We start from the raw sequence: 23,602 nt of genomic DNA on the forward strand, positions 1-23,602 counted from the left end.
GCTTTTCCTGCTGAACCACAGACCGCACGGTGCTGAAAGAAATAATGCACTCTTTAGTATGTTGTAACTAAAATGGAGTGTTTTAAAAAATCACTGCCCGTCCAGACCACGAATTGGCTTGATGGTAGACCAGGCCCGGCAGGAAGGGCAATGCCAGTAGAGCGAATAGGCGGTGAAGCCGCATTTCTGGCAGCGATAGCGCGGCTTGCTCCGCACCTGTTCACCGACCATGTCTCGCAGCACCATCAGGCTCTCTTTAGCGCGCCCTTCTTCTGCATCGTTAAGATGATAATCCATCAGCTTGTGGAAGACGCGCATCGTCGGATGGCGCTGCAACTGACGGGTAATGTATACCTGGGCGGTATCACTCCCTTCGTGCTCTTCGACGACATCCGACAGCATCAGCTCGGCTGTGGCACCGGTGTTTTCTTCAACACAGCGGCGCAGGAATGCAACCCACTCGTCCTGCTTACCTAACTGCTGATAGCAGGTTTGCAGCATTTCCAGTGTTTCGCTGACCAGCTCTTTGTCCTGATCGATAACGCGAAGCAGGCTTTCCACGGCTTTGGCGTAATCACCATTAGCCATAAAGACCCGCCCCATCATTATCGAGATGCGGGCGCTGTTGCGATCGGCCGCGGCGCCTTTTTTTAGCAATGCCATGGCCTTATCCATGTCATCGCTACCCATTTGCTGAAGGGCAAGCTCGCAGTAAAAATGGGCAATTTCGACGCGCTGTTTATCTTTGCCGAGTTTGACCAGCCGTTCGGCGGTATCAATCGCTTTTTGCCAGTCGCTGGTTGCCTGGTAGATTTGCAGAAGTTGCTGAAGCGCACCGATACGGAAATCGGTCTCATCCACCAGCTGAGAGAACATATCTTCTGCGCGATCGTACAGGCCCGCCGCCATGTAATCTCTGCCCAACTGCTGCACGGCCAGCAACCGTTGCTCATAGGTCAACGATGCGCTTTCCATCAGGGTCTGGTGGATACGGATGGCACGGTCAACCTCTCCGCGCGAGCGGAACAGGTTTCCCAGGGTGAGATGCGCCTCTACGGTGCCGGTATCCTCTTTGAGCATGTCGAGGAACAGATCGACCGCTTTATCCTGCTGATTGCTCAGCAGGAAGTTCACCCCCGCAACGTAGTCACGGGAGAGTCGGTTTGCTTCATCCTGTTTTGTTTGTTGCGCGCTTCTGCGGCCCATATACCAGCCATAGGCTGCGGCGACAGGCAAAAGCAGAAACAACAACTCCAGCATATTCGATTATTCCTTGACTACCGGCACACCAGAGCTCGCCGGAATGTCAGTCGCAGGCGTAAGTTGATGTTCAAGTCGTTTAATTTTACGTTCAGCGCGAACAAGGGAAACACGAACCTTAAGCCAGAACAGGCCACATACAAGCCAGCCGATGACAAAACCCGCTGCGAATAACACAGCCAGCAGGCTCGACACCCGGTACTCGCCCTGCGCCAGCAGATAGTTGAAACTTACCTGTTGATCGTTTTGCGCGCCCAATGTGACTGAAATGACAAAAATCGCCAACACCAGTAAGAAAATGAGTAAATATTTCACATGACTTCCCGTTATGTGGTTCGAGCGTATAAAGCGTGTTCAACTCACTGCAATCAGCCTTATAAGCTACCATTTTAGTGGCGGGCGCGAAACGGAAAAAGTAATGCGCCCTTCATGGATTTATGGTCAAAATGCGGAATATCAAGCTTCAGGTTCCGCCTGACTCCCTTTCGGCTATTTCTTCCTTCTCTTCCTGCGGTGGCGTCAGAGGTCCACAGAAACGTTGTGCAAGCCAGGTCGCCAGCGTCACCAGTACCCACGAAATCATCGTAGCCACCACCAAATCACGCGGCCAGTGCATCCCCAGCAGCATCCGGCTGCCCATTACGCCTGTCGCCCAGACCAGCAAAATCGCAATCGTGAGGGTACGTCGACGTGGCCAAAGCAGCCCCACGCCGAGTAGCGCCCAGCTGGCAGCAAACATCGTATGTCCGGAAGGAAACGCAAAGCCGGTCTCTTTTTGCCAGTGTTTGCGTAAAAATGTCGGGATATCCTGCTGTTCCGCAAGCTGTTCTTTCACCAACGCCCCGCGATCCTTACGCTTTAAAGTGTAGAACTCATCTACCGGAATATGGTGCGTTTTTTCCAGCCAGATAACAAAGGGACGGGGTTCCTGCACGCGATCTTTCACCCACGACTTCACCCCCTGCCCGACAAGAATGGCACCTCCGAGAATGGCAAATAATACCAGCGCCGCGCGAAGACGAAAGCGCAGGCACCACAGGAACCAGGCACAGAGCAGCACGTGCGTAATAATCCCCCAGGGCTGGGTGACCGTCTCAGTTATCCAGTATAAGGCTTTCAGCCACGTCTCGTTTTGTCCGGGCTTCCACATCCAGCCGGAGAACCAAACGATCAGGGGTATAACAAGCAATACGGCGGCGCCTGCGGCCGTGCGTCTGGCAATTGAAAGCATGTCCTCTCCTTTTTCACTAAGCTCCACAATCATAACTGAATTTCCACCTTCTGGTGGATATGTCGGATCGTGCGTTTAACGTCCGTATAGCGTGGTGGTGATTAGGTGAAGTAGCCGGGCTTGTGGCAAAATAGTCCAATACAGAAAGCAAAATGGGGCAAAGGCACGAAACGTGTCAGCCTGGTATGGAGAATCACATGCAGCTTAAACGTGTGGCAGAAGCCAAACTGCCAACCCCATGGGGCGATTTCCTGATGGTGGGTTTTGAAGAACTGGCAACCGGACAAGATCACGTCGCCCTGGTATACGGTGACATTTCGGGGCAGACGCCGGTACTGTCCCGCGTTCATTCTGAGTGTCTGACCGGTGACGCGCTCTTCAGCCTGCGCTGTGACTGCGGTTTCCAGCTCGAAGCCGCTCTTTCTCATATCGCAGAGGAAGGACGTGGCGTGCTGCTGTATCACCGCCAGGAAGGACGCAATATCGGTCTGCTGAATAAAATCCGTGCCTACGCGTTGCAGGATCAGGGCTATGATACCGTCGAAGCCAACCATCAGCTCGGCTTTGCTGCTGACGAGCGCGATTTCACCCTCTGCGCAGATATGTTCAAGCTGCTGGGCGTGGACGAAGTGCGTCTGTTGACCAATAACCCGAAAAAAGTGGAGATCCTCACTGAAGCGGGCATCAATATCGTTGAACGCGTGCCGCTGATTGTTGGCCGCAATCCGAAAAACGCGCACTACCTCGATACCAAAGCTGCAAAGATGGGGCACCTGCTGAGCGAGTAAACGCAAAACGCCCGGCACTTCTGCCGGGCGAGATTTATCAGTCCAGCATTTTACGAATCACATAATGTAAAATGCCGTCATTCTGGTAATAGGTTAGCTCTGTTGCCGTATCAATACGACACCGACAATCCAGCACTTCTGTTGTACCATCTGCCCGCGTTAACTTCACCGGAACGGTTTTACCCGGTTGCAGATTTTGCAGACCGCTGATATCAATCTGCTCTTCCCCGGTCAGACCCAGCGTTTTACGCGTTATGCCCTGCGGGAACTCCAGCGGCAGGATCCCCATCCCGATCAGGTTTGAGCGGTGGATACGTTCAAAGGATTCGGCAATCACCACGCGAACCCCGAGCAGACGTGGACCTTTAGCCGCCCAGTCGCGACTGGAACCAGAGCCGTACTCTTTACCGGCAATAACGGCCAGCGGCGTACCCTCCTGCTGATACTTCATGGCTGCGTCATAAATTGAAATGACCTCTGTATCTGGCAGGTGGCGCGTCATGCCCCCTTCCACGCCCGGGACCATTTCATTACGAATGCGGATGTTGGCAAATGTCCCGCGCATCATCACTTCGTGGTTACCGCGGCGCGAACCGTAGGAGTTAAAATCGCGACGTTCCACGCCACGGCTTTGCAGATACCGACCTGCCGGACTGTCCGCTTTGATGCTCCCCGCTGGTGAGATATGGTCAGTGGTGACGGAATCGCCCAGCATCGCCAGAATGCGCGCGCCGTGAATATCTTTCAGCGGTGCAGGCTCCGCCAGCATCTCATCGAAGAAGGGCGACAGACGAATATAGGTGGAATCATCCTGCCAGTCATAGGTATCGGAACCCACCACGTCGATCGCTTTCCATTCCGCTGTACCTTCGAACACTTCCGCATACTCTTTGCGGAACATCTCGGTGGAAACTTTCTCTACCGCGCGCGCAATTTCACGCGATGATGGCCAGATGTCTTTCAGATAGACAGGTTCATTTTTGCGATCGTGACCAATCGGATCGGTCGCCAGGTTAATGTTCATGTTTCCGGCCAGAGCATAGGCTACAACCAGCGGCGGCGAGGCCAGCCAGTTGGTTTTCACCAGTGGATGAATACGCCCCTCAAAGTTTCGGTTACCGGAAAGTACCGCGCCAACGGTCAAATCACCCTGCTTGATCGCCACTTCAATAGGCTCAGGCAGTGGACCAGAGTTACCGATGCAGGTCGTACAGCCGTAGCCCACCAGGTTAAAGCCCAACTCGTCGAGGTACGGCGTGAGTCTGGCCTGCGCCAGGTAATCGGAAACCACTTTCGAACCAGGCGCCAGGGACGCCTTAACCCACGGCTGTGGCTTGAGTCCCAGTTCTACCGCTTTTTTTGCCAGCAGCCCGGCAGCCATTAACACACTCGGGTTGGACGTGTTGGTACAGGAAGTGATAGCGGCGATCACCACGGCGCCGTCAGGGAGCTGATACTGATGCCCGTTCAGAACATAGTCCACCGGACGGTGATCTTTTTGCGCGGCGTTAACCTCCAGCTCATTGCTGGCGGCAAAGGCTTTCGGAACGTTGCTCAGGGCAACGCGGTCCTGCGGTCGTTTCGGCCCTGCGAGGCTTGCCTCAACGGTGCCCATATCCAGTTCCAGCGTGCTGGTAAATACCGGCTCGTCACCCGGGTTACGCCACATGCCCTGCGCTTTGGTGTAGGCCTCTACGAGCGCCACCTGCTCCTCGCTGCGACCACTGAGGCGCATATACTCCAGCGTAACGCTATCAATCGGGAAAAAGCCGCAGGTCGCACCATATTCCGGCGCCATGTTGGCGATGGTGGCCCGGTCCGCCAGCGGCAGTGAATCCAGACCATCACCATAAAATTCAACGAATTTACCCACCACGCCATGCTTACGCAGCATCTGGGTGACCGTCAGAACCAGATCCGTGGCGGTAATGCCTTCGGACAATTTACCGGTCAGCTTAAAGCCCACCACATCGGGAATGAGCATCGATACCGGCTGGCCGAGCATGGCCGCTTCCGCTTCAATACCACCGACGCCCCAGCCCAGAACGCCAAGGCCGTTAATCATGGTCGTGTGTGAATCGGTGCCCACCAGCGTATCCGGGTAAGCCACCCACTCTTTATCCTGCAATTCACTCCAGACGGCTTTGCCGAGATATTCCAGGTTGACCTGGTGACAAATGCCGGTGCCTGGTGGAACAACGCTGAAGCGGCTGAACGCCTGCTGACCCCATTTGAGGAAGACATAGCGTTCATGGTTACGTTCCATCTCCAGACGGACGTTTTCACCGAAAGCATCGTCGTCACCAAAGTGATCGACGGTGACGGAGTGGTCGATGACGAGGTCTACCGGTGAGAGCGGGTTCACCTTAGCCGTATCGCCCCCGAGACGCTTAACAGCTTCACGCATGGCGGCCAAGTCCACAACCGCCGGCACGCCGGTGAAATCCTGCATCAATACCCTGGCCGGGCGGTAGGCAATTTCTTTGTCTGCGTGAGCATTTTTCAGCCACCCTGCCAGAGCCTGGATATCCTCCTCGGTAACCGAGTCGCCATCTTGCCAGCGCAAGAGGTTTTCCAGTAGTACTTTCAACGACTTGGGTAACCGCGAAATGTCCCCAAGCGTTCTGGCAGCCAGCGGTAAGCTGTAGTAGCGCCAGGTTTTATTTTCCGCCTGTAATGTGTCCTTACTGGCTTCGCGTAGGGTTAACGACATAAGCTCCTCCTTAAAAACAGGGATGTCCTGACAATCATCAGGGCTGTAATTAAAGATAACACAAAGATGTCGTAACGTTTTGATAACAACCCAAATTGATAAATTTAGGAATGGTCCAACGCGAGGGATTAAACAAAAAACCCCGCCGTGGCGAGGTTTTACGATTTAGTGTAAGGCCAGCCAGAGGAGCTGACACCAGAAGAGGATCGACGCTGAGAATACGCCGAGCCATGACCAGTATTTTACGGTTGTCATGTTATTCATCATAGGGACACCAGACTTTAATTATTTAAGGATGCGAGGTCTGCCCTCGTTCTATATTGCTGATGTGTATTTATTAAGGAGTACAAAAGTGCACAGTCTTTATTCAGACTATTTGCATCATTACGCAAAAAATCAAAATTATTGTTTTTTGGGTTCGTCTTCTGCGAACACATCAATAAAGGCCTGCTGCTGTGGCGTCAGTTGCCAGGAGGCTGGCACGCTGGTTCCTGGCGCCTTACGCGCTTTGTGAGCATTGTCACGAAGCTGACACATCTCTTTTCTCGCGTCAGTACGCACCGTCATGACCATATTCAACCCCAATATTTCCAGACGAGAAGAGCAACACCCACCCAGAACAGGGCAGAGCCGAGAAAGACCGCCAGCCAGGCTTTACGCTTAAGCGCGGGATCCCTTTGCGGTTCTTCACTTCCTGACGGCATTGCTAACCTCATACAATCGATATCGCTTATCATTTAGAGACCAAACAATTGGCACAAGTAATCATCTGATGAGATAAATCCTAAAGAAACTTTAGCCGAAAAGCCAGTGAATTTACGAATCTGAGCCTGGGAAAATTCAATCTTTTGACCAGAAATAAATAATTGAAAAGAATAATTTGCACACCTGTAAATTAGTTTCTACTTTTGTCGCAAATTTGCGACAGTAAAACCCTATTCATCAAATGGGTTATGACGATATATGACAGTAGGCGCAGATGAGGTTAATTCTAATTTAGATTTAAAGGGGGAAACCAGTATCTTTCCAGAAGAGAAAGATACCGGGTGTAATTATTTGGCAGGAAGTTTGATGTCTTTAAACATCTCTTCGATGTCTTCATTGGAGCGTAACGCCACGGCCGTGTCGACCACGTCACGTGTTAAATGCGGTGCGAAGCGCTGAATAAAATCATACATATAGCTGCGAAGGAACGTGCTGCGACGAAAACCTATCTTGGTGGTGCTGTGGCTGAAGATATCATGCGCGTCCAGACGCACCAGATCCGGGTCTGATACAGGATCCACCGCCATGCTGGCAATAACGCCTACGCCCAGACCCAGACGCACGTACGTTTTAATGACGTCCGCATCCGTTGCAGTGAAGACGATCCGTGGCGTTAATCCGGCGCGGTTAAAGGCGGTGTCTAGCTCAGAACGGCCCGTAAATCCGAACGTATAGGTCACCAGCGGGTATTGTGCCAGCTCTTCGATTGTCACTTCGCCCTTCCCCGCCAGCGGATGATCGGGGGTCACGACAATAGAGCGGTTCCAGTGGTAGCACGGGAGCATGACCAGATCATCGTACAGATGAAGAGCTTCCGTCGCGATGGCAAAATCGGCATTGCCTTTAGACACGGCCTCTGCGATTTGCGTCGGTGAGCCCTGATGCATATGCAGGGAAACGCGGGGATAGCGTTCGATGAAACCTTTGATCACCCCGGGAAGCGCATAACGCGCCTGTGTGTGCGTGGTGGCAATATAAAGGGAGCCTTTATCCGGCCAGGTATGTTCCCCGGCGACGGATTTAATGGCGTCGACTTTGGAAAGCACTTCTCGTGCGATGCGAATGATTTCCTGCCCTGCCGGCGTGACCTGAGTCAGGTGCTTACCGCTGCGGGCAAATATCTGAATACCTAATTCATCCTCCAGCATACGCACCTGCTTACTGATGCCAGGCTGCGAGGTATAAAGACCTTCTGCGGTGGAAGAGACATTGAGGTTATGATTGACGACCTCAACGATATAGCGAAGCTGCTGTAATTTCATGCCAGACCATCCGATTTAGCGCATGCGTCAATCGCTTAATACGATTTGATAATAAGAAACGGGTTAACTATAACCACTATATCATTTATAGCCAGGCTGTATAGTACGGAACAAAAAATAATAACAACGTAATAAAAAAGGGCCGGAAGTCCGGCCCTTTCACAGGTAAATTACGGTAAGTGAAGATTATTTTTTACCTTCAACCCATTTCCCGTCGACAAAGAAGGCTGACCAACCGGTCGCTTTACCCTCTTTCTCTGCCGCCACGTACTGCTGCTTCGTTTTACGGCTGAAGCGCACCACGGTTTTGTTGCCTTCCGGATCCTGCTGTGGCGCATCGGCCAGGTAACGCAGTTTCTCCGGCAGACGGTCACGGAAGCGGTACAGCTCTTCTACCAGCGGCGCACGGGTTTCGCGCGATTTCGGGAAGGTGTTGGCCGCCAGGAATACCCCGGCAGCGCCGTCACGCAGCACGAAATACGCCTCTGACTTCTCGCACGGCAGCTCAGGAAGCGGAACCGGATCTTCCTTCGGCGGCGCAACTTCACCGTTACGCAGGATCTTACGCGTGTTTTTACAGTCGTCGTTGGTACATGCCATGTACTTACCGAAGCGTCCCATTTTCAGGTGCATTTCGGAACCACATTTCTCACACTCAACGATCGGACCGTCATAGCCCTTAATGCGGAACTCACCTTCTTCGATCTCATAACCGTCGCAGGTTGGGTTATTACCGCAAACGTGCAGTTTACGTTTTGGATCGATCAGGTAGCTGTCCATCGCCGTGCCGCATTTCTGACAGCGGCGCTTGGCGCGCAGTGCGTTGGTCTCCGCATCGTCACCTTCGAGCACGTTGAGAACTTCGTTCTCCGGCACGAGGTTGATAGTGGTTTTGCAACGCTCTTTCGGCGAAAGCGCATAACCAGAACAGCCGAGGAACACGCCCGTGGTTGCGGTACGGATCCCCATTTTACGGCCACAGGTTGGGCAGTCGATGCTGGTCAGTACCATCTGGTTAGGCAGCATGCCGCCTTCTTCAGGATCTTTCTCAGCTTTCTCAAGCTGGTTGGTAAAATCGCTGAAGAAGCTGTCGAGAACTTTCTTCCACTCGGCCTTATGGCTGGCAACCTCATCGAGACTGTCCTCCATCTGCGCGGTGAAGTCATAGTTCATCAACTCACGGAAGTTAGCTTCCAGACGGTCGGTAACAATCTCACCCATTTTTTCAGCATAGAATCGACGGTTCTCAACGCGAACGTATCCACGATCCTGAATGGTCGAAATGATCGACGCATAGGTAGACGGGCGACCGATGCCGCGTTTTTCCAGCTCTTTTACCAGCGACGCTTCGCTGAAACGCGCAGGCGGCTTGGTGAAGTGCTGTGCCGGTACCAGATCAACCAGCGACAGCTCGTCGCCTTTGTTAACGGAAGGCAGCGTTCTGTCTTCATCACCTTTACGCAGCGCAGGCATCACTTTTGTCCAGCCGTCGAAACGCAGAATGCGGCCACGCGCTTTCAGGCGGAAATCACCCGCGCCAACGGTCAGCGTAGTGGAGTCGTATTTCGCTGGCGTCATCTGGCAGGCCACGAACTGGCGCCAGATCAGCTGATACAGCTTCTGGGCGTCCGCTTCCATATCTTTAAGAGATTCCGCCAGAACGGAAACGTCAGAAGGACGGATCGCTTCGTGCGCTTCCTGAGAATTCTCTTTGCTGGCGTACTGATTAGGACTGTCCGGCAGGTATTTCTTACCGAAGTTGTCCTCGATATAGCCACGCACCATGCTGACAGCGTCCTGGCTCAGGTTGGTGGAGTCAGTACGCATGTAGGTGATGTAACCCGCTTCATACAAACGCTGGGCCATCATCATGGTTTTCTTCACGCCGTAACCCAGACGCGTACTTGCCGCCTGCTGAAGCGTTGACGTGATAAACGGTGCGCCAGGCTTGCTGCTGGTCGGTTTGTCTTCACGATCCAGCACCTGATAACGCGCTTTTTCCAGCAGCGCTACGGCGGCCATGGTCTGATCGCGATTTTCAGGACGGAACGGTTTGTCGTTGTGGTGGCTCACCTGCAACGGCAGCGCATCGCCGCCCGGTGTGGTGACATTCGCATCCACTTCCCAGAACTCTTCCGGGACAAACGCTTTGATCTCGCGTTCACGTTCGACAACAAGACGAACAGCCACAGACTGCACACGTCCCGCAGACAGGCCGCGAGCGACCTTTTTCCACAGCAACGGCGAAACCATGTAACCTACAACGCGGTCCATAAAGCGACGCGCCTGCTGAGCGTTAACACGGTCGATATTCAGTTCACCCGGCTTTTCAAACGCCTGACGAATCGCATTCTTTGTAATTTCGTTAAACACTACACGGCTGTAGCGTTTGTCATCACCCCCAATCACTTCCCGCAGGTGCCATGCGATGGCCTCCCCTTCGCGGTCAAGGTCGGTTGCGAGATAAATGTGGTCTGCTTTTTCAGCAAGCTGTTTCAGCTCGTTAACGACTTTTTCTTTGCCTGGCAGCACTTCGTATTGTGCATCCCAGTTGTGCCATGGGTTAACACCCATGCGGTTGACAAGCGCGCTACGTTCATCCTTTTTAGGCTTTTTAGCCCCTTTGGTGGAGGTAGAGTCTGCGCTCTTTTTGCTGGCTGAGCCACTTGTCGGCAAATCGCGAATGTGACCAACGCTGGACTTAACCACGTAGTCATTGCCCAGATATTTATTGATCGTTTTGGCTTTTGCCGGGGACTCAACGATGACGAGAGCTTTACCCATATTCACCTTTACCTAATTTAATTCTTCCAGGAATACGCCGCACGTTGATTTCCCTTCCGCTGACGACGAGCCATTGATATTGCGACGTCGTCAGGGGATATCAACCCCTTTGTCTTACCGAACGTCAGTATGGCGACATCCAGGTCATTGAGTTTTCGGGTATTTTTCTCACATCAAAGTTCATTCGTGACGAATTCCCGGTCGAATGTCAAGCAATTCTGTTGCCAGAATGACGAAAGCGCACACTGTACCTGATAAAATTCGTTACGCAACTTTATTAGCATGCAAAAGCAAATCCCGCCAGCCAGCCCCTGTTCCTTATACCCGTGGATAGCAGGGAAAATTTGCCCCCGAAGCGACCCAGGCGTAGACTATTGTCACTGTTTAAGGAGTGGAATATGCAGAATACGACCCAACCCATTGACCGAGCTTCACTGCTTATCGAAGCAAACAAACTCATTCGCGACCATGAAGACACCCTGGCGGGGATTGAAGCGACTGGCGTGGAACAACGTAATGGCGTGCTGGTGTTCAGCGGTGAATACTTCCTTGATGAACAAGGGTTACCAACCCCGAAAAGCACCGCCGTGTTTAACATGTTTAAATACCTGGCGCATACCCTCTCAGAGAAGTACCACCTGGTCGATTAAAACGAAAACGCGAGGCATCTGCCTCGCGTTTTTCTTTACAGCAGCGGCTTTTGTCCGCGCTGCAACCAGCGTAGCAGCAGGCGATCCGCGCTTTCTGCCGCACTATTGGTAAAACGGTCAAGCAGGCGCTTACGTCGGGTGAAGCGCACCCCCACCAGCTCACGGCCTTCCATCAGGTTGAGCAGGAGGTCGTCGCTGGTACCCACTTCATCCACCAGCCCTTTCTCCTGCGCCTGCGTGCCGTACCAGTGTTCGCCCGTAGCCACCTGCTCAATGTCCAGCGTTGGGCGCATGCGGTGCACGAAATCCTTGAACAGATGGTGGGTTTCGTTCAGATCTTCCCGGAACTTCTGCCGTCCCTCTTCGGTATTTTCGCCGAGCAGCGTCAGCGTACGTTTGTACTGACCCGCCGTATGCAATTCGATGTCGATCTCTTTATTTTTCAGGAAACGATTGAAGTTAGGGATCTGCGCAACCACCCCAATCGAGCCGATAATGGAGAACGGTGCTGCGACGATTTTATCCGCCACGCACGCCATCATATAGCCGCCACTCGCCGCGACCTTATCTACCGCCACGGTGAGCGGGATCTGTTTATCCCGCAGACGTTGTAACTGCGAAGCCGCCAGTCCATACCCATGCACTACGCCGCCCGGGCTTTCAAGGCGTACCACCACCTGATCCTGGGCTGTCGCCACGGCCAGCACCGCTGTCACTTCCTCACGCAGAGAGGAGACTTCATGCGCATCCATGCTACCTTTAAAATCGAGCACATAGACGCGCGGTTTTGCGTCAGCCTGTGGCGTGGAGAGCTTAGCTTTCGCCTTCGCGGCTTTGGCGTCCTGCTTATGTTTTTTCTTCTGGGCTTTTAGCCACAGCTTCTGTTGATGATCGTCAAGCAGCGCCAGAGACATCTCTTCCCGCATCTCTTTATACTGCTCGCTCAGGCGGGTAATGCGTAACTCACCACGCTGACGCTTACGCTGCGTCAGGTTGACAATCAGGACGGCAATCACCGCGACAGCAATAACCACCGTCGCGATTTTGGCCAAAAACAACCCATACTGAGAAAGTAATTCCACGCGTTCCACCTTGATTTAACCACGAATCTTTCACGCCAGTGTACAACAGCCCTGCGCAGGCGTCTCGCTCTGGACATTAGCTCTGCGAGGCGGCTTCAGGAATCCCACGTTTCTGGTTTAAATCTTTGCAAATTGTTAATTTCCCAGCGTTCTGTCCTGTAGACTGATTGAATTCTGACGCGGTTTCGGGCATAAAGCCGAAAAGTCATAAATAAAGGTGCAAGTCACGCCCAATGCGCCTGAGGAGCCACCGTGCATTATCAGCCACAAAAAAACCTTCTACAGAACCGCATCATTCTGGTTACCGGTGCCAGCGACGGGATTGGTCGCGAAGCGGCGCTGACTTATTCTGAACACGGTGCGAGCCTTATTCTGCTGGGACGTAATGAAGAAAAGCTCAAAGCCGTTGCCCGTGAAATCGAAAACGCCGGCGGTACCCCCACGCCCTGGTATACGCTCGATCTGCTGACCTGTACGTCAGCGTCATGTCAGGCCCTTGCCCAGCGCATTAGTACGCATTATTCGCGTCTGGACGGCGTACTGCACAACGCGGGGTTACTGGGCGAAGTGCGCCCGATGGATGAACAGGATCCGGAGATTTGGCAGCAGGTGATGCAGGTTAACGTCAACGGGACGTTTTTCCTGACCCAGGCCTTGCTTCCTTTATTACTTAACTCAGATTCCGGTTCGCTGGTGTTTACCTCCTCCAGCGTGGGGCGTCAGGGTCGTGCGAACTGGGGGGCTTACGCCGCCTCAAAATTTGCCACCGAAGGAATGATGCAGGTGCTGGCCGAAGAGTATCAAAACCGCCATCTGCGGGTTAACTGTATTAACCCTGGCGGTACGCGCACTAAAATGCGTGCCAGCGCGTTCCCGACAGAAGATCCGCAAAAGCTTAAAACCCCGGCCGATATTATGCCTCTTTATCTGTGGCTGATGGGTGACGACAGCCGTCGTAAAACCGGAATGACATTCGATGCTCAGCCAGGCCGCAAACCGGGGATATCGCAATGAGTGAAGACCGTCATCAGCAGCGCCAGCAGCGTCTGAAAGAACAGGTTGATGCACGTGTGGCAGCCGCCCAGGACGAACGCGGGATCCTCATCGTGTTCACCGGCAACGGCAAAGGCAAAACCACCGCCGCATTCGGTACCGCCACCCGCGCAGTCGGGCACGGTCAGAAAGTGGGCGTGATCCAGTTTATCAAGGGTGAATGGCCCAACGGCGAGCGTAATCTGCTCGAACCGCATGGCGTTGAGTTTCAGGTGATGGCGACCGGTTTTACCTGGGATACCCAGAACCGGGAAACAGATACCGCAGCCTGCCTCGCCGTCTGGGAGCATGCCAAAAGAATGCTCTCTGACCCGTCGCTGAACATGGTGTTGCTGGATGAGATCACGTATATGGTGGCCTATGACTACCTGCCGCTGGAAGCCGTGCTGGAGGCCCTCAGGAACCGCCCTGCACACCAGACGGCGATCGTCACGGGGCGCGGGTGTCATCGGGACATTCTGGAGCTGGCCGATACCGTCAGCGAGCTGCGTCCGGTTAAGCATGCGTTCGATGCGGGTATCAAAGCGCAAATAGGGATTGATTACTGATGAAAAAAGCCCGGAATATTCACCGGGCTTTTAGATTAGCCGTTGTTATTACGGCTGCCAGAGCGGCGATTGCTGCTAACCTGGCTGTGACGTTTAACCGCACGGCGGATCTGATTCGCCTTCATACGACGACGATCTTTCTCTACCGCCACTTTCGATGTGGTTTCTGGCGTCAGGCCAACCAGATCGCGCAGGTAGTTGGTTTGCGTCAGATCCAGCTCGGTATAGCCGCCACGTGGCAGGCCTTTCGGCAACAGGATGTCGCCATAGCGGACACGAATCAAACGGCTTACCTGGACACCGACCGCTTCCCACAGACGACGCACCTCGCGGTTACGTCCCTCTGTCAGGGTAACGTTGTACCACTGGTTAATGCCTTCACCACCGGTAAACTTGATGGTTTTGAACGCCGCTGGGCCGTCCTCCAGCTGAACGCCACGCGACAGATCGCGCAGTTTGTTCTCATCAACCTGGCCGAAAACACGAACGGCGTATTCACGCTCCACTTCACGACTCGGGTGCATCAGGCGGTTTGCCAGTTCACCATCGGTGGTGAACAGCAGCAGGCCACAGGTATTCACGTCCAGACGCCCTACGGCAATCCAGCGGGCGCCACGCAGTTTTGGCAGACGGTCGAACACCGTCGGGCGGCCTTCCGGATCGTTGCGGGTACACAGTTCGCCCTCCGGCTTGTAGTAAGCCAGCACGCGGCAGATCTGTTCAGCGGACTCTTTTACGGAGATAAGATGGCCGTCAATGCGGATCTTCAGCCCCGGTACGATTTCAACGCGGTCACCGAGTGTGGCGATTTTACCGTCCACACTCACGCGACCTGCTTCAATAATGGCTTCGATTTCACGGCGCGAACCGTGGCCGGCACGCGCCAGCACTTTCTGTAACTTCTCGCTCATTGAGCTTCCTCAGGTGTCGCCTTCACAGGCGTCGAATCAGGTCAAAAACAGGGCAACGCCCTGCTTTGATGGCCGCGTAGTATATCTGCTTACACCCTTACAAGAAAGGCTTAACATCGCCCACGCCTTCACGAATCACTTCTGGCGCGTCTTCGGTGAGATCCACCACGGTGGTCGGTTGCTGACCTAGATAGCCGCCATGAATAATCAGCTCCACCACTTTCTCCAGACGATCTTTGATCTCTTCCGGGTCGGACTCGGTAAACTCACTGCCCGGCAGCATCAGCGAGGTAGACAGCATCGGCTCGCCGAGGGTTTCCAGCAGCGCCTGGGCAATCGGGTTCGACGGCACGCGCATGCCGATGGTTTTACGTTTTTCCTGCAACAGACGACGCGGCACCTCTTTTGTCCCTTTCAGAATGAAGGTGTAGTTTCCCGGCGTGTTGTTTTTGATCAGGCGAAAGGCCACGTTGTCGACATACGCATAGGTCGACAGCTCAGAGAGATCGCGACACATTAGGGTGAAGTTGTGGCCGTCCGGCAGCTGGCGGATGCGACAGATGCGCTCCATTGCCCCTTTATCCTCGATTTTACAGCCCAGCGCGTAACCAGAATCGGTTGGGTAGACAATAACGCCACCTTTACGGACGATTTCCACAGCCTGATTAATCAGACGTGGCTGTGGGTTATCCGGATGGATATAGAAAAACTGACTCATACTTCCCTCTCTTCAATTTGCTGTGGCTGTTCCCAGAGCTGCCAGACGGGCTCAACGCCAGCGGGTAACCAGAGCTTGCGCCCCAGTTCAATCCACGCGCAGGGCTGATGGAAATCTGAACCCTGTGACCCAAGCAGGCCAAACTGACGGGCGTAGGTCGCGAGCTGCGAACGCTCATTGGGTGCCTGCTGACACTGGGCAACTTCCATCGCCTCACCGCCGGATTCGGCAAAGTGGGCCAGCAGCCTTTTCAGCCATTTAGCAGAAAGATTATACCGCCCCGGATGGGCCAATACGGCCTTACCACCAGAATGATGAATCACATCAATAGCTTGTTTTATTGTACACCACTGGGGAGGAACGTATCCGGTTTTCCCGCGCGCCAGATACTTTTTAAACACATTCGCCATGGTCGTCGCTTTACCGGCGTCAACCAGAAAACGGGCGAAATGGCCGCGCGTGACCGCCCCACCGTTCGCCAGCTTGCGCGCACCTTCCAGCGCACCGGGGATATGCGCCTTCTCAAGACGTTCGCCTATCAACTCCGCGCGTTGATTGCGTCGTGCTTTTTGTTCTTGCAAAAATGCGCACATTGCCGGATGTTCTGTATCAATATTCAGGCCAACGATATGAATTTCGTGGTTTTCCCAGAGCGTGGAGATCTCGACCCCGGGCACCAGATTTAGCGCCAGCCCGCTTCGGGCAATCTCGGCGCGCGCGGCGGGGATGGCGTCTGTTGTGTCGTGATCGGTTATTGCCAGCGTGCCGACACGCATTTCAACGGCGCGATGGACCAGGGCTTCGGGCGTCAGCAGGCCATCTGAAGCCTGCGTATGGCTGTGTAAATCATAAATTACGGCGTAGGTGGTATCGCTCAAAGCACTTCCCATAACAGTCTGGAGACATCCGAAGCACCTATGATACCGACTTACCGCGAAATACTGAAATCAGGGGTTGACAACACGCCATCGAACTAGTTAACTAGTACGCAAGTTCACACGAGAAAGGTATCTGAAAATGACAGCACATTTCGCTCTGCACGGTTGGTGGCGTACTTCCTGATCTTCGGGCAGTGTCACGCGTCTGCGAAAAGCAAACAGATACCCGGCCCGCTCCCAAGCGGGCTTTTTTTTGAACAGAATATGAGAATAACAACATGCAAACAGCCAAACCCCACCTCGAACTGCTGACCTGCGAGGCGGCCTATCGCCATAACCCTACCGCGCTCTTTCATCAGGTGTGCGGTGCACGTCCTGCGACGCTGCTGCTGGAATCTGCTGATATCGACAGCAAGGACGATCTCAAAAGCCTGCTGCTGGTTGACAGCGCGCTGCGCATTACCGCAGCGGGTGACACTGTCACTATTAAGGCGTTATCCGAGAATGGTGCGTCGCTGCTGCCGCTGCTGGATGCGGCTCTGCCTTCAGGCATTGAAAATGAGCGTCATCCGGACCTGCGAATTCTGCATTTCCCGCCGGTAAGCCAGTTGCTGGATGAAGATGCCCGCCTCTGCTCACTCTCCGTTTTCGACGCCTTCCGCCTGCTGCAAAATCTGGTCAAAGTGCCGGAAGATGAGCGCGAAGCAATGTTCTTTGGCGGGCTGTTTGCTTACGACCTGGTTGCTGGCTTTGAAGATTTACCGGAAACCGAGCAGGGTAACCGCTGCCCGGACTACTGTTTCTACCTGGCCGAAACCCTGCTGGTGATCGACCATCAGAAAAAATACACCCGCATTCAGGCCAGCCTGTTCACGCCATCTGTGTCTGAGAAAAATCGCCTCGCGCAGCGCATCGGCCAACTGCAACAGCAGATGTCAGAAGCACCGCCCGCGCTCCCGGTGCAGCGTGTTGAAAAGATGACCTGCGAGGTGAGTCAGACCGACGATCAGTACGGCGCGGTGGTCCGTCAGATGCAAAAAGCGATTCGTGCCGGGGAGATTTTCCAGGTGGTGCCGTCCCGTCGCTTTTCACTGCCCTGCCCGTCGCCGCTGGCGGCTTACGATGTGCTGAAAAAGAGCAACCCAAGCCCGTACATGTTCTTTATGCAGGACAATGATTTCACTCTGTTCGGCGCGTCACCGGAAAGCTCCCTAAAGTACGACGCCACCAGCCGCCAGATTGAGATCTACCCGATAGCGGGAACCCGTCCACGCGGCCGTCGTGCCGATGGCTCCCTGGACCGCGATCTCGACAGCCGCATCGAACTGGAAATGCGTACCGACCACAAAGAGCTCTCCGAACACCTGATGCTGGTTGACCTGGCACGTAACGACCTGGCGCGTATTTGTACGCCGGGCAGCCGCTATGTGGCAGACCTGACCAAAGTCGACCGCTACTCCTTCGTCATGCATCTGGTATCCCGCGTGGTGGGTGAGCTGCGCCACGACCTCGACGTCCTGCACGCCTACCGCGCCTGCATGAACATGGGCACGTTGAGCGGCGCGCCGAAAGTCCGCGCCATGCAGCTGATTGCCGAAGCTGAAGGCCGCCGTCGCGGCAGCTACGGTGGCGCGGTGGGCTATTTCACCGCTCACGGTGACCTCGATACCTGCATCGTGATTCGCTCCGCCTACGTTGAGGACGGCATTGCTACCGTCCAGGCCGGGGCCGGGATTGTGCTGGATTCTGTTCCGCAGTCGGAAGCCGACGAAACCCGCAGTAAAGCGCGCGCGGTACTGCGCGCCATAGCTACCGCACACCATGCACAGGAGATTTTCTGATGGCTGACATTCTGCTGCTCGATAATATCGACTCCTTTACCTACAACCTGGCAGATCAGCTGCGTGCGAATGGACACAACGTCGTTATCTATCGCAACCACGTTCCGGCCCAGACGCTGATTGACCGTCTGGCGACCATGCAAAACCCGGTGCTGATGCTCTCCCCGGGGCCAGGCGCACCGAGCGAAGCGGGCTGTATGCCTGAGCTGTTGACCCGTATGCGCGGCAAGCTGCCGATTATCGGCATCTGCCTCGGCCACCAGGCGATTGTCGAAGCCTACGGTGGTTACGTGGGTCAGGCGGGGGAGATCCTGCATGGTAAAGCGTCAAGCATTGAACATGACGGTCAGGCGATGTTTGCCGGTCTGCCGAACCCGCTTCCGGTAGCGCGTTACCACTCGCTGGTCGGCAGCAATATTCCGGCCGGGCTGACGATTAACGCCTCGTTTGAAGGGATGGTGATGGCGGTGCGTCACGATGCGGATCGCGTCTGCGGGATGCAGTTCCACCCGGAATCTATCCTGACGTCTAACGGCGCGCGCCTGCTGGAGCAAACGCTCAACTGGGCGCTGCAAAAGCTGGAGCAGACCAACACCCTGCAACCGATTCTGGAAAAACTGTATCAGGCCCAGACCCTGAGCCAGCAGGAGAGCCACCAGCTTTTCTCCGCCGTCGTGCGCGGCGAGCTGAAGCCTGAGCAGCTGGCCGCTGCGCTGGTGAGCATGAAAGTGCGCGGCGAAAGCCCGCAGGAGATCGCCGGTGCGGCAACCGCGCTGCTGGAAAATGCCGCCCCGTTCCCGCGCCCGGACTATCCGTTTGCCGATATCGTTGGGACCGGCGGCGACGGCAGCAACAGCATCAATATTTCGACCGCCAGCGCCTTTGTGGCGGCGGCATGCGGACTGAAAGTGGCGAAGCACGGCAACCGCAGCGTGTCCAGCCGTTCCGGATCGTCCGACCTGCTGGCGGCTTTCGGTATCAACCTGGACATGAACGCTGAGCGTTCCCGTGAAGCGCTGGATGACCTGGGCGTCTGTTTCCTTTTTGCGCCGAAATATCACACCGGTTTCCGCCACGCGATGCCGGTTCGCCAGCAGCTTAAAACCCGGACGCTGTTTAATGTGCTCGGTCCACTCATTAACCCGGCGCACCCGCCGCTGGCGCTGATTGGCGTTTACAGCCCGGAGCTGGTCCTGCCGATTGCGGAGACGCTGCGCGTCCTCGGTTACCAACGCGCCGCCGTGGTACACAGCGGCGGGATGGATGAAGTTTCCCTGCATGCGCCCACGCTGGTGGCCGAACTGAATAACGGCGAAGTGCTGAACTATCAGCTTGAGGCCGCAGACTTCGGGTTGACCCCGTACCATCAGGACGCCCTGGCGGGCGGCACGCCGGAAGAAAACCGTGACATTCTCACGCGCTTATTACAAGGTAAAGGTGAGGCCGCCCATGAGGCCGCCGTGGCGGCCAACGTAGCCATGCTGATGCGTTTACATGGCGAGGAAGATCTGAAAGCCAACGCCCAAAAAGTTCTGGACGTACTGCGCTCCGGTGCAGCTTACGATCGCGTTACCGCACTTGCGGCAAGAGGGTAAATAATGCAGACCGTTTTAGCGAAAATCGTCGCCGATAAGGCCATCTGGGTGGAAGCCCGTAAGCAACAGCAGCCGCTCGCCAGTTTTCAGAATGACGTCGTTCCGAGCAGCCGTCGTTTCTATGATGCCCTCCAGGGCGCGCGTACCGCGTTTATTCTGGAGTGTAAAAAAGCGTCTCCGTCCAAAGGCGTGATCCGTGACGATTTCGACCCGGCGCGTATTGCCGGTATCTACAAGCATCATGCGTCTGCCATTTCTGTGCTGACGGATGAGAAATATTTCCAGGGTAGCTTCGATTTTCTGCCCGTAGTCAGCGGCATCGCGCCGCAGCCGATTCTGTGCAAAGACTTTATTATCGACCCGTATCAGATCTGGCTGGCGCGCTTTTACCAGGCCGATGCCTGCCTGCTGATGCTCTCCGTGCTGGATGACGAACAGTATCGCCAGCTCTCCGCCGTCGCGCACAGCCTGAATATGGGCGTGCTTACCGAAGTGAGCAACGAAGAGGAGCTGGAGCGCGCCATCGCGCTGGAAGCCAAAGTGGTCGGCATTAACAACCGCGACCTGCGCGACCTGTCGATTGACCTCAACCGTACGCGCCAGCTTGCGCCGCGTCTGGGTGCGGGCGTCACGGTGATCAGCGAATCCGGAATCAACAGCTACGCTCAGGTGCGCGAACTCAGCCACTTTGCCAACGGTTTCCTGATCGGTTCCGCGATGATGGAACACAACGATCTTAATGCGGCCGTGCGCCGCGTGCTGCTGGGTGAGAACAAAGTTTGCGGCCTGACCCGTGAACAGGATGCGCAGGCGGCGTATGAGGCGGGCGCAATCTATGGTGGTCTGATCTTTGTTGAGTCCTCTCCTCGCGCCGTTAATGAAGAACAGGCGCGCAAGGTGATTGCGGCTGCGCCACTGAGCTACGTGGGCGTGTTCCGCAATGCGGATATTAACGACGTTGCGGCGAAAGCGGACGCGTTATCCCTGAGCGCGGTTCAGCTACATGGCGATGAAGATCAGACATACATCGATGCTCTGCGACATGTTCTGGCACCTCAGGTTCAGATCTGGAAAGCGCAAAGTGTTGGCGCCATCCTGCCCGCGCGTAACCTTACGCATGTTGATAAATACGTGCTCGACAACGGCCAGGGCGGCACGGGGCAGCGTTTCGACTGGTCACTGCTGCGTGGCGAAGTGCTGGACAATGTCCTGCTGGCGGGGGGATTAAGCCCCGATAACTGTGTGGAAGCAGCCAAAACCGGCTGCGCCGGCCTCGATTTCAATTCAGGCGTAGAGTCCCAACCGGGCATAAAAGACGCCAGCAAGCTGGCATCGGTATTTAAAACTCTGCGTGCATATTAAGGAAGAGAAGATGACGACATTACTTAACCCGTATTTTGGTGAGTTTGGTGGGATGTACGTCCCACAAATCCTGATGCCCGCGCTGCGCCAGCTGGAAGAAGCGTTCGTGAGCGCGCAGAAAGATCCGGCGTTTCAGGCGGAGTTTACTGACCTGCTGAAAAACTACGCCGGTCGTCCGACGGCACTGACCAAATGCCGCAACCTGACCGAAGGCACCAGAACCACGCTCTACCTTAAACGTGAAGATCTGCTGCACGGCGGCGCGCATAAAACTAATCAGGTGCTTGGCCAGGCTCTGCTCGCCAAACGTATGGGTAAAACCGAAATTATCGCCGAAACCGGCGCAGGCCAGCACGGCGTGGCCTCTGCCCTCGCCAGCGCCCTGCTCGGCCTGAAGTGCCGCATCTATATGGGGGCGAAAGACGTTGAACGCCAGTCGCCTAACGTGTTCCGTATGCGTCTGATGGGGGCGGAAGTGATCCCTGTACACAGCGGTTCTGCCACGCTGAAAGATGCCTGTAATGAAGCGCTGCGCGACTGGTCTGGCAGCTACGAAACCGCCCACTACATGCTCGGTACCGCGGCAGGCCCGCACCCGTTCCCGACCATCGTGCGTGAATTCCAGCGCATGATCGGTGAAGAGACTAAAGCGCAGATCCTCGAAAAAGAGGGTCGCCTGCCGGATGCGGTAATCGCCTGCGTTGGCGGCGGATCTAACGCCATCGGCATGTTTGCCGATTTTATCGACGAAACCAGCGTTGGGCTGATTGGCGTTGAGCCTGCCGGCCACGGCATTGAAACGGGTGAGCACGGTGCGCCGCTGAAGCATGGCCGCGTGGGGATCTATTTCGGCATGAAGGCCCCGATGATGCAGACCGATGAAGGGCAGATTGAGGAGTCTTACTCAATTTCAGCCGGGCTGGATTTCCCGTCCGTAGGGCCGCAGCACGCGTTCCTCAACAGCACCGGCCGCGCGGATTATGTCTCCATCACTGATGACGAGGCGCTGGAGGCCTTCAAAACGCTGTGTCGCAATGAAGGGATCATCCCGGCGCTTGAGTCTTCCCACGCGCTGGCACACGCGCTGAAAATGATGAAGGAAAACCCGGAAAAAGAGCAACTGCTGGTGGTAAACCTTTCCGGTCGCGGTGACAAAGATATTTTCACCGTTCACGATATTCTGAAAGCACGAGGGGAAATCTGATGGAACGCTACGACAACGCATTTGCACAACTGAAAGCCCGCCAGGAAGGCGCTTTCGTTCCCTTCGTGACGCTGGGCGACCCCGGTCCGGAGCTGTCGCTGAAGATTATCGATACCCTGATTGACGCTGGTGCCGACGCGCTGGAGTTGGGGATTCCGTTCTCCGATCCGCTGGCGGATGGCCCGACCATCCAGAACGCGACGCTTCGCGCGTTTGCTGCGGGCGTGACGCCGGGCCAGTGCTTCGAAATGCTGGCGGCGATTCGCCAGAAGCACCCGACCATTCCGATCGGCCTGCTGATGTACGCCAACCTGGTGTTCAGCCGCGGTATTGATGCGTTTTACGCAGAGTGCGCCCGCGTGGGCGTTGACTCCGTGCTGGTGGCTGACGTGCCCGTTGAAGAGTCTGCGCCGTTCCGTCAGGCGGCGATGCGCCACAACGTCGCGCCGATTTTCATCTGTCCACCGAATGCCGATGACGATCTGTTGCGCCAGATTGCCTCTTACGGACGGGGTTACACCTACCTGCTCTCCCGTGCGGGCGTCACCGGTGCGGAAAACAAAGCCGCGCTTCCGCTGCATCATCTGGTGGAGAAGCTGGCAGAATACCATGCTGCACCGCCGCTTCAGGGCTTTGGGATTTCCTCTCCGGATCAGGTTACTGCGGCGATTGACGCGAAAGCCGCCGGGGCCATTTCCGGTTCGGCTATCGTGAAAATCATCGAGAAGAATGTGGATAAGCCAGAGCAGATGCTGGCTGAGTTACACGCATTCGTCACATCCATGAAAGCGGCCACACACAAGGCGTAACCGTTAACACCGTCTGGCCCCGGCGTCAGGCGGTTTTCCCTTATCTCTTCCTGAAAGAAGCAGGTCAAAATTGATCCTGTCGATATTTTCGGTGTGAATGACTTTTCAAACTTTCGCGTAAGCGTATGATCTGGGCTCTTTTTAGCGT

The 23,602-nt window shown here is 55.1% G+C and carries 23 protein-coding genes and 1 other annotated feature; of the genes, 10 read left to right on the plus strand and 13 right to left on the minus strand.

All coding sequences use genetic code 11. The features are described from left to right. Window positions 1-90: 90 nt before the first annotated feature. The 3 genes from lapB to pgpB all read right to left on the minus strand — a co-directional run bounded on the left by lapB (window position 91) and on the right by pgpB (window position 2,491). Entirely contained in the window at window positions 91-1,260 is a 1,170-nt protein-coding gene (gene lapB / locus INF86_RS14865; protein WP_003856819.1) for a lipopolysaccharide assembly protein LapB, read from the minus strand. 6 nt (window positions 1,261-1,266) lie between these two features. Beyond that, entirely contained in the window at window positions 1,267-1,575 is a 309-nt protein-coding gene (locus INF86_RS14870; protein ID WP_006810839.1) for a LapA family protein, read from the minus strand. Between the two features lie 148 nt (window positions 1,576-1,723). Next, window positions 1,724-2,491 (minus strand): phosphatidylglycerophosphatase B, encoded by a 768-nt coding sequence (gene pgpB / locus INF86_RS14875; RefSeq protein WP_032624128.1) that lies wholly within the window; start codon window positions 2,489-2,491, stop codon window positions 1,724-1,726. Window positions 2,492-2,688: 197 nt separating this feature from the next. Between pgpB and ribA the strand changes: the two genes are divergently transcribed. Then, window positions 2,689-3,279, plus strand: a complete 591-nt coding sequence (gene ribA / locus INF86_RS14880; protein ID WP_013096372.1) for a GTP cyclohydrolase II — start codon at window positions 2,689-2,691, stop codon at window positions 3,277-3,279. Window positions 3,280-3,316: 37 nt separating this feature from the next. On the opposite strand, the gene acnA is transcribed toward ribA, so the two are convergent. The 6 genes from acnA to topA form a co-directional block, all read right to left on the minus strand. Continuing rightward, window positions 3,317-5,992: an aconitate hydratase AcnA gene (gene acnA, locus INF86_RS14885; RefSeq protein ID WP_023306390.1), complete on the minus strand. Its 2,676-nt coding sequence runs from the start codon at window positions 5,990-5,992 to the stop codon at window positions 3,317-3,319. 165 nt (window positions 5,993-6,157) lie between these two features. After that, a complete protein-coding gene (ymiC, locus tag INF86_RS22485; RefSeq protein WP_032103392.1) occupies window positions 6,158-6,256 on the minus strand; it encodes a small membrane protein YmiC in 99 nt (32 codons plus the stop codon). Between the two features lie 138 nt (window positions 6,257-6,394). Beyond that, window positions 6,395-6,559: a hypothetical protein gene (locus tag INF86_RS14890; protein ID WP_162200559.1), complete on the minus strand. Its 165-nt coding sequence runs from the start codon at window positions 6,557-6,559 to the stop codon at window positions 6,395-6,397. 8 nt (window positions 6,560-6,567) lie between these two features. Beyond that, entirely contained in the window at window positions 6,568-6,708 is a 141-nt protein-coding gene (locus INF86_RS14895; RefSeq protein WP_227414790.1) for a YmiA family putative membrane protein, read from the minus strand. A 336-nt stretch (window positions 6,709-7,044) separates the two neighbouring features. Next, window positions 7,045-8,019, minus strand: a complete 975-nt coding sequence (gene cysB / locus INF86_RS14900) for an HTH-type transcriptional regulator CysB (protein ID WP_006810844.1) — start codon at window positions 8,017-8,019, stop codon at window positions 7,045-7,047. Between the two features lie 186 nt (window positions 8,020-8,205). Then, on the minus strand, window positions 8,206-10,803 hold the full coding sequence (gene topA / locus INF86_RS14905; protein ID WP_193543669.1) for a type I DNA topoisomerase: 2,598 nt from the start codon (window positions 10,801-10,803) through the stop codon (window positions 8,206-8,208). Between the two features lie 398 nt (window positions 10,804-11,201). Here topA and INF86_RS14910 point away from each other — a divergent pair, with 398 nt between their 5' ends. Then, window positions 11,202-11,453 (plus strand): YciN family protein, encoded by a 252-nt coding sequence (locus INF86_RS14910; RefSeq protein WP_003856804.1) that lies wholly within the window; start codon window positions 11,202-11,204, stop codon window positions 11,451-11,453. A gap of 35 nt (window positions 11,454-11,488) precedes the next feature. Here INF86_RS14910 and sohB read toward each other — a convergent pair whose 3' ends face one another. Then, window positions 11,489-12,535, minus strand: coding sequence for a protease SohB (sohB, locus tag INF86_RS14915; protein WP_193543670.1), 1,047 nt, complete (start codon window positions 12,533-12,535; stop codon window positions 11,489-11,491). 252 nt (window positions 12,536-12,787) lie between these two features. Here sohB and INF86_RS14920 point away from each other — a divergent pair, with 252 nt between their 5' ends. Together INF86_RS14920 and cobO are read left to right on the plus strand one after the other, a co-directional pair. Beyond that, window positions 12,788-13,549: a YciK family oxidoreductase gene (locus INF86_RS14920; protein WP_193543671.1), complete on the plus strand. Its 762-nt coding sequence runs from the start codon at window positions 12,788-12,790 to the stop codon at window positions 13,547-13,549. After that, window positions 13,546-14,136, plus strand: a complete 591-nt coding sequence (gene cobO / locus INF86_RS14925) for a cob(I)yrinic acid a,c-diamide adenosyltransferase (protein WP_046619712.1) — start codon at window positions 13,546-13,548, stop codon at window positions 14,134-14,136. The genes INF86_RS14920 and cobO overlap by 4 nt, the downstream gene beginning before the upstream one ends. Before the next feature lie 35 nt (window positions 14,137-14,171). On the opposite strand, the gene rluB is transcribed toward cobO, so the two are convergent. The 3 genes from rluB to rnm form a co-directional block, all read right to left on the minus strand. Then, a complete protein-coding gene (gene rluB, locus INF86_RS14930; RefSeq protein ID WP_003856794.1) occupies window positions 14,172-15,047 on the minus strand; it encodes a 23S rRNA pseudouridine(2605) synthase RluB in 876 nt (291 codons plus the stop codon). A gap of 97 nt (window positions 15,048-15,144) precedes the next feature. Next, entirely contained in the window at window positions 15,145-15,765 is a 621-nt protein-coding gene (locus tag INF86_RS14935; RefSeq protein ID WP_003856793.1) for an L-threonylcarbamoyladenylate synthase, read from the minus strand. Continuing rightward, window positions 15,762-16,643 (minus strand): RNase AM, encoded by an 882-nt coding sequence (gene rnm / locus INF86_RS14940; RefSeq protein ID WP_032622438.1) that lies wholly within the window; start codon window positions 16,641-16,643, stop codon window positions 15,762-15,764. Before rnm ends, INF86_RS14935 begins: the two co-directional genes overlap by 4 nt. 139 nt (window positions 16,644-16,782) lie before the next feature. Between rnm and trpL the strand changes: the two genes are divergently transcribed. The 6 genes from trpL to trpA all read left to right on the plus strand — a co-directional run bounded on the left by trpL (window position 16,783) and on the right by trpA (window position 23,454). Continuing rightward, a complete protein-coding gene (gene trpL / locus INF86_RS14945) occupies window positions 16,783-16,827 on the plus strand; it encodes a trp operon leader peptide (protein WP_071524153.1) in 45 nt (14 codons plus the stop codon). Then, window positions 16,804-16,898, plus strand: a sequence feature (Trp leader region). Its footprint overlaps the gene before it by 24 nt. Before the next feature lie 23 nt (window positions 16,899-16,921). Further along, window positions 16,922-18,484: an anthranilate synthase component 1 gene (locus INF86_RS14950; RefSeq protein ID WP_063853504.1), complete on the plus strand. Its 1,563-nt coding sequence runs from the start codon at window positions 16,922-16,924 to the stop codon at window positions 18,482-18,484. Then, a complete protein-coding gene (gene trpD / locus INF86_RS14955; protein ID WP_022648332.1) occupies window positions 18,484-20,079 on the plus strand; it encodes a bifunctional anthranilate synthase glutamate amidotransferase component TrpG/anthranilate phosphoribosyltransferase TrpD in 1,596 nt (531 codons plus the stop codon). The genes INF86_RS14950 and trpD overlap by 1 nt, the downstream gene beginning before the upstream one ends. A gap of 3 nt (window positions 20,080-20,082) precedes the next feature. Beyond that, a complete protein-coding gene (gene trpCF, locus INF86_RS14960; RefSeq protein WP_193543672.1) occupies window positions 20,083-21,441 on the plus strand; it encodes a bifunctional indole-3-glycerol-phosphate synthase TrpC/phosphoribosylanthranilate isomerase TrpF in 1,359 nt (452 codons plus the stop codon). Between the two features lie 10 nt (window positions 21,442-21,451). Next, entirely contained in the window at window positions 21,452-22,645 is a 1,194-nt protein-coding gene (gene trpB / locus INF86_RS14965) for a tryptophan synthase subunit beta (protein ID WP_022648334.1), read from the plus strand. Continuing rightward, window positions 22,645-23,454, plus strand: a complete 810-nt coding sequence (gene trpA / locus INF86_RS14970) for a tryptophan synthase subunit alpha (protein ID WP_022648335.1) — start codon at window positions 22,645-22,647, stop codon at window positions 23,452-23,454. Before trpB ends, trpA begins: the two co-directional genes overlap by 1 nt. Window positions 23,455-23,602 lie beyond the last annotated feature (148 nt).

The organism is Enterobacter cloacae complex sp. I1M, from assembly GCF_014982425.1.
GTDB classification, from domain to species: Bacteria; Pseudomonadota; Gammaproteobacteria; order Enterobacterales; family Enterobacteriaceae; genus Enterobacter; species Enterobacter intestinihominis.

Bases quoted from the DNA above. Each gene is read 5' to 3' on its own strand.
- lapB (WP_003856819.1), bottom strand. From the start codon at position 1,260: ATGCTGGAGTTGTTGTTTCTGCTTTTGCCTGTCGCCGCAGCCTATGGC.
- pgpB (WP_032624128.1), bottom strand. From the start codon at position 2,491: ATGCTTTCAATTGCCAGACGCACGGCCGCAGGCGCCGCCGTATTGCTT.
- ribA (WP_013096372.1), top strand. From the start codon at position 2,689: ATGCAGCTTAAACGTGTGGCAGAAGCCAAACTGCCAACCCCATGGGGC.
- acnA (WP_023306390.1), bottom strand. From the start codon at position 5,992: ATGTCGTTAACCCTACGCGAAGCCAGTAAGGACACATTACAGGCGGAA.
- ymiC (WP_032103392.1), bottom strand. From the start codon at position 6,256: ATGAATAACATGACAACCGTAAAATACTGGTCATGGCTCGGCGTATTC.
- INF86_RS14890 (WP_162200559.1), bottom strand. From the start codon at position 6,559: ATGACGGTGCGTACTGACGCGAGAAAAGAGATGTGTCAGCTTCGTGAC.
- INF86_RS14895 (WP_227414790.1), bottom strand. From the start codon at position 6,708: ATGAGGTTAGCAATGCCGTCAGGAAGTGAAGAACCGCAAAGGGATCCC.
- cysB (WP_006810844.1), bottom strand. From the start codon at position 8,019: ATGAAATTACAGCAGCTTCGCTATATCGTTGAGGTCGTCAATCATAAC.
- topA (WP_193543669.1), bottom strand. From the start codon at position 10,803: ATGGGTAAAGCTCTCGTCATCGTTGAGTCCCCGGCAAAAGCCAAAACG.
- INF86_RS14910 (WP_003856804.1), top strand. From the start codon at position 11,202: ATGCAGAATACGACCCAACCCATTGACCGAGCTTCACTGCTTATCGAA.
- cobO (WP_046619712.1), top strand. From the start codon at position 13,546: ATGAGTGAAGACCGTCATCAGCAGCGCCAGCAGCGTCTGAAAGAACAG.
- rluB (WP_003856794.1), bottom strand. From the start codon at position 15,047: ATGAGCGAGAAGTTACAGAAAGTGCTGGCGCGTGCCGGCCACGGTTCG.
- INF86_RS14935 (WP_003856793.1), bottom strand. From the start codon at position 15,765: ATGAGTCAGTTTTTCTATATCCATCCGGATAACCCACAGCCACGTCTG.
- INF86_RS14950 (WP_063853504.1), top strand. From the start codon at position 16,922: ATGCAAACAGCCAAACCCCACCTCGAACTGCTGACCTGCGAGGCGGCC.
- trpD (WP_022648332.1), top strand. From the start codon at position 18,484: ATGGCTGACATTCTGCTGCTCGATAATATCGACTCCTTTACCTACAAC.
- trpCF (WP_193543672.1), top strand. From the start codon at position 20,083: ATGCAGACCGTTTTAGCGAAAATCGTCGCCGATAAGGCCATCTGGGTG.
- trpB (WP_022648334.1), top strand. From the start codon at position 21,452: ATGACGACATTACTTAACCCGTATTTTGGTGAGTTTGGTGGGATGTAC.
- trpA (WP_022648335.1), top strand. From the start codon at position 22,645: ATGGAACGCTACGACAACGCATTTGCACAACTGAAAGCCCGCCAGGAA.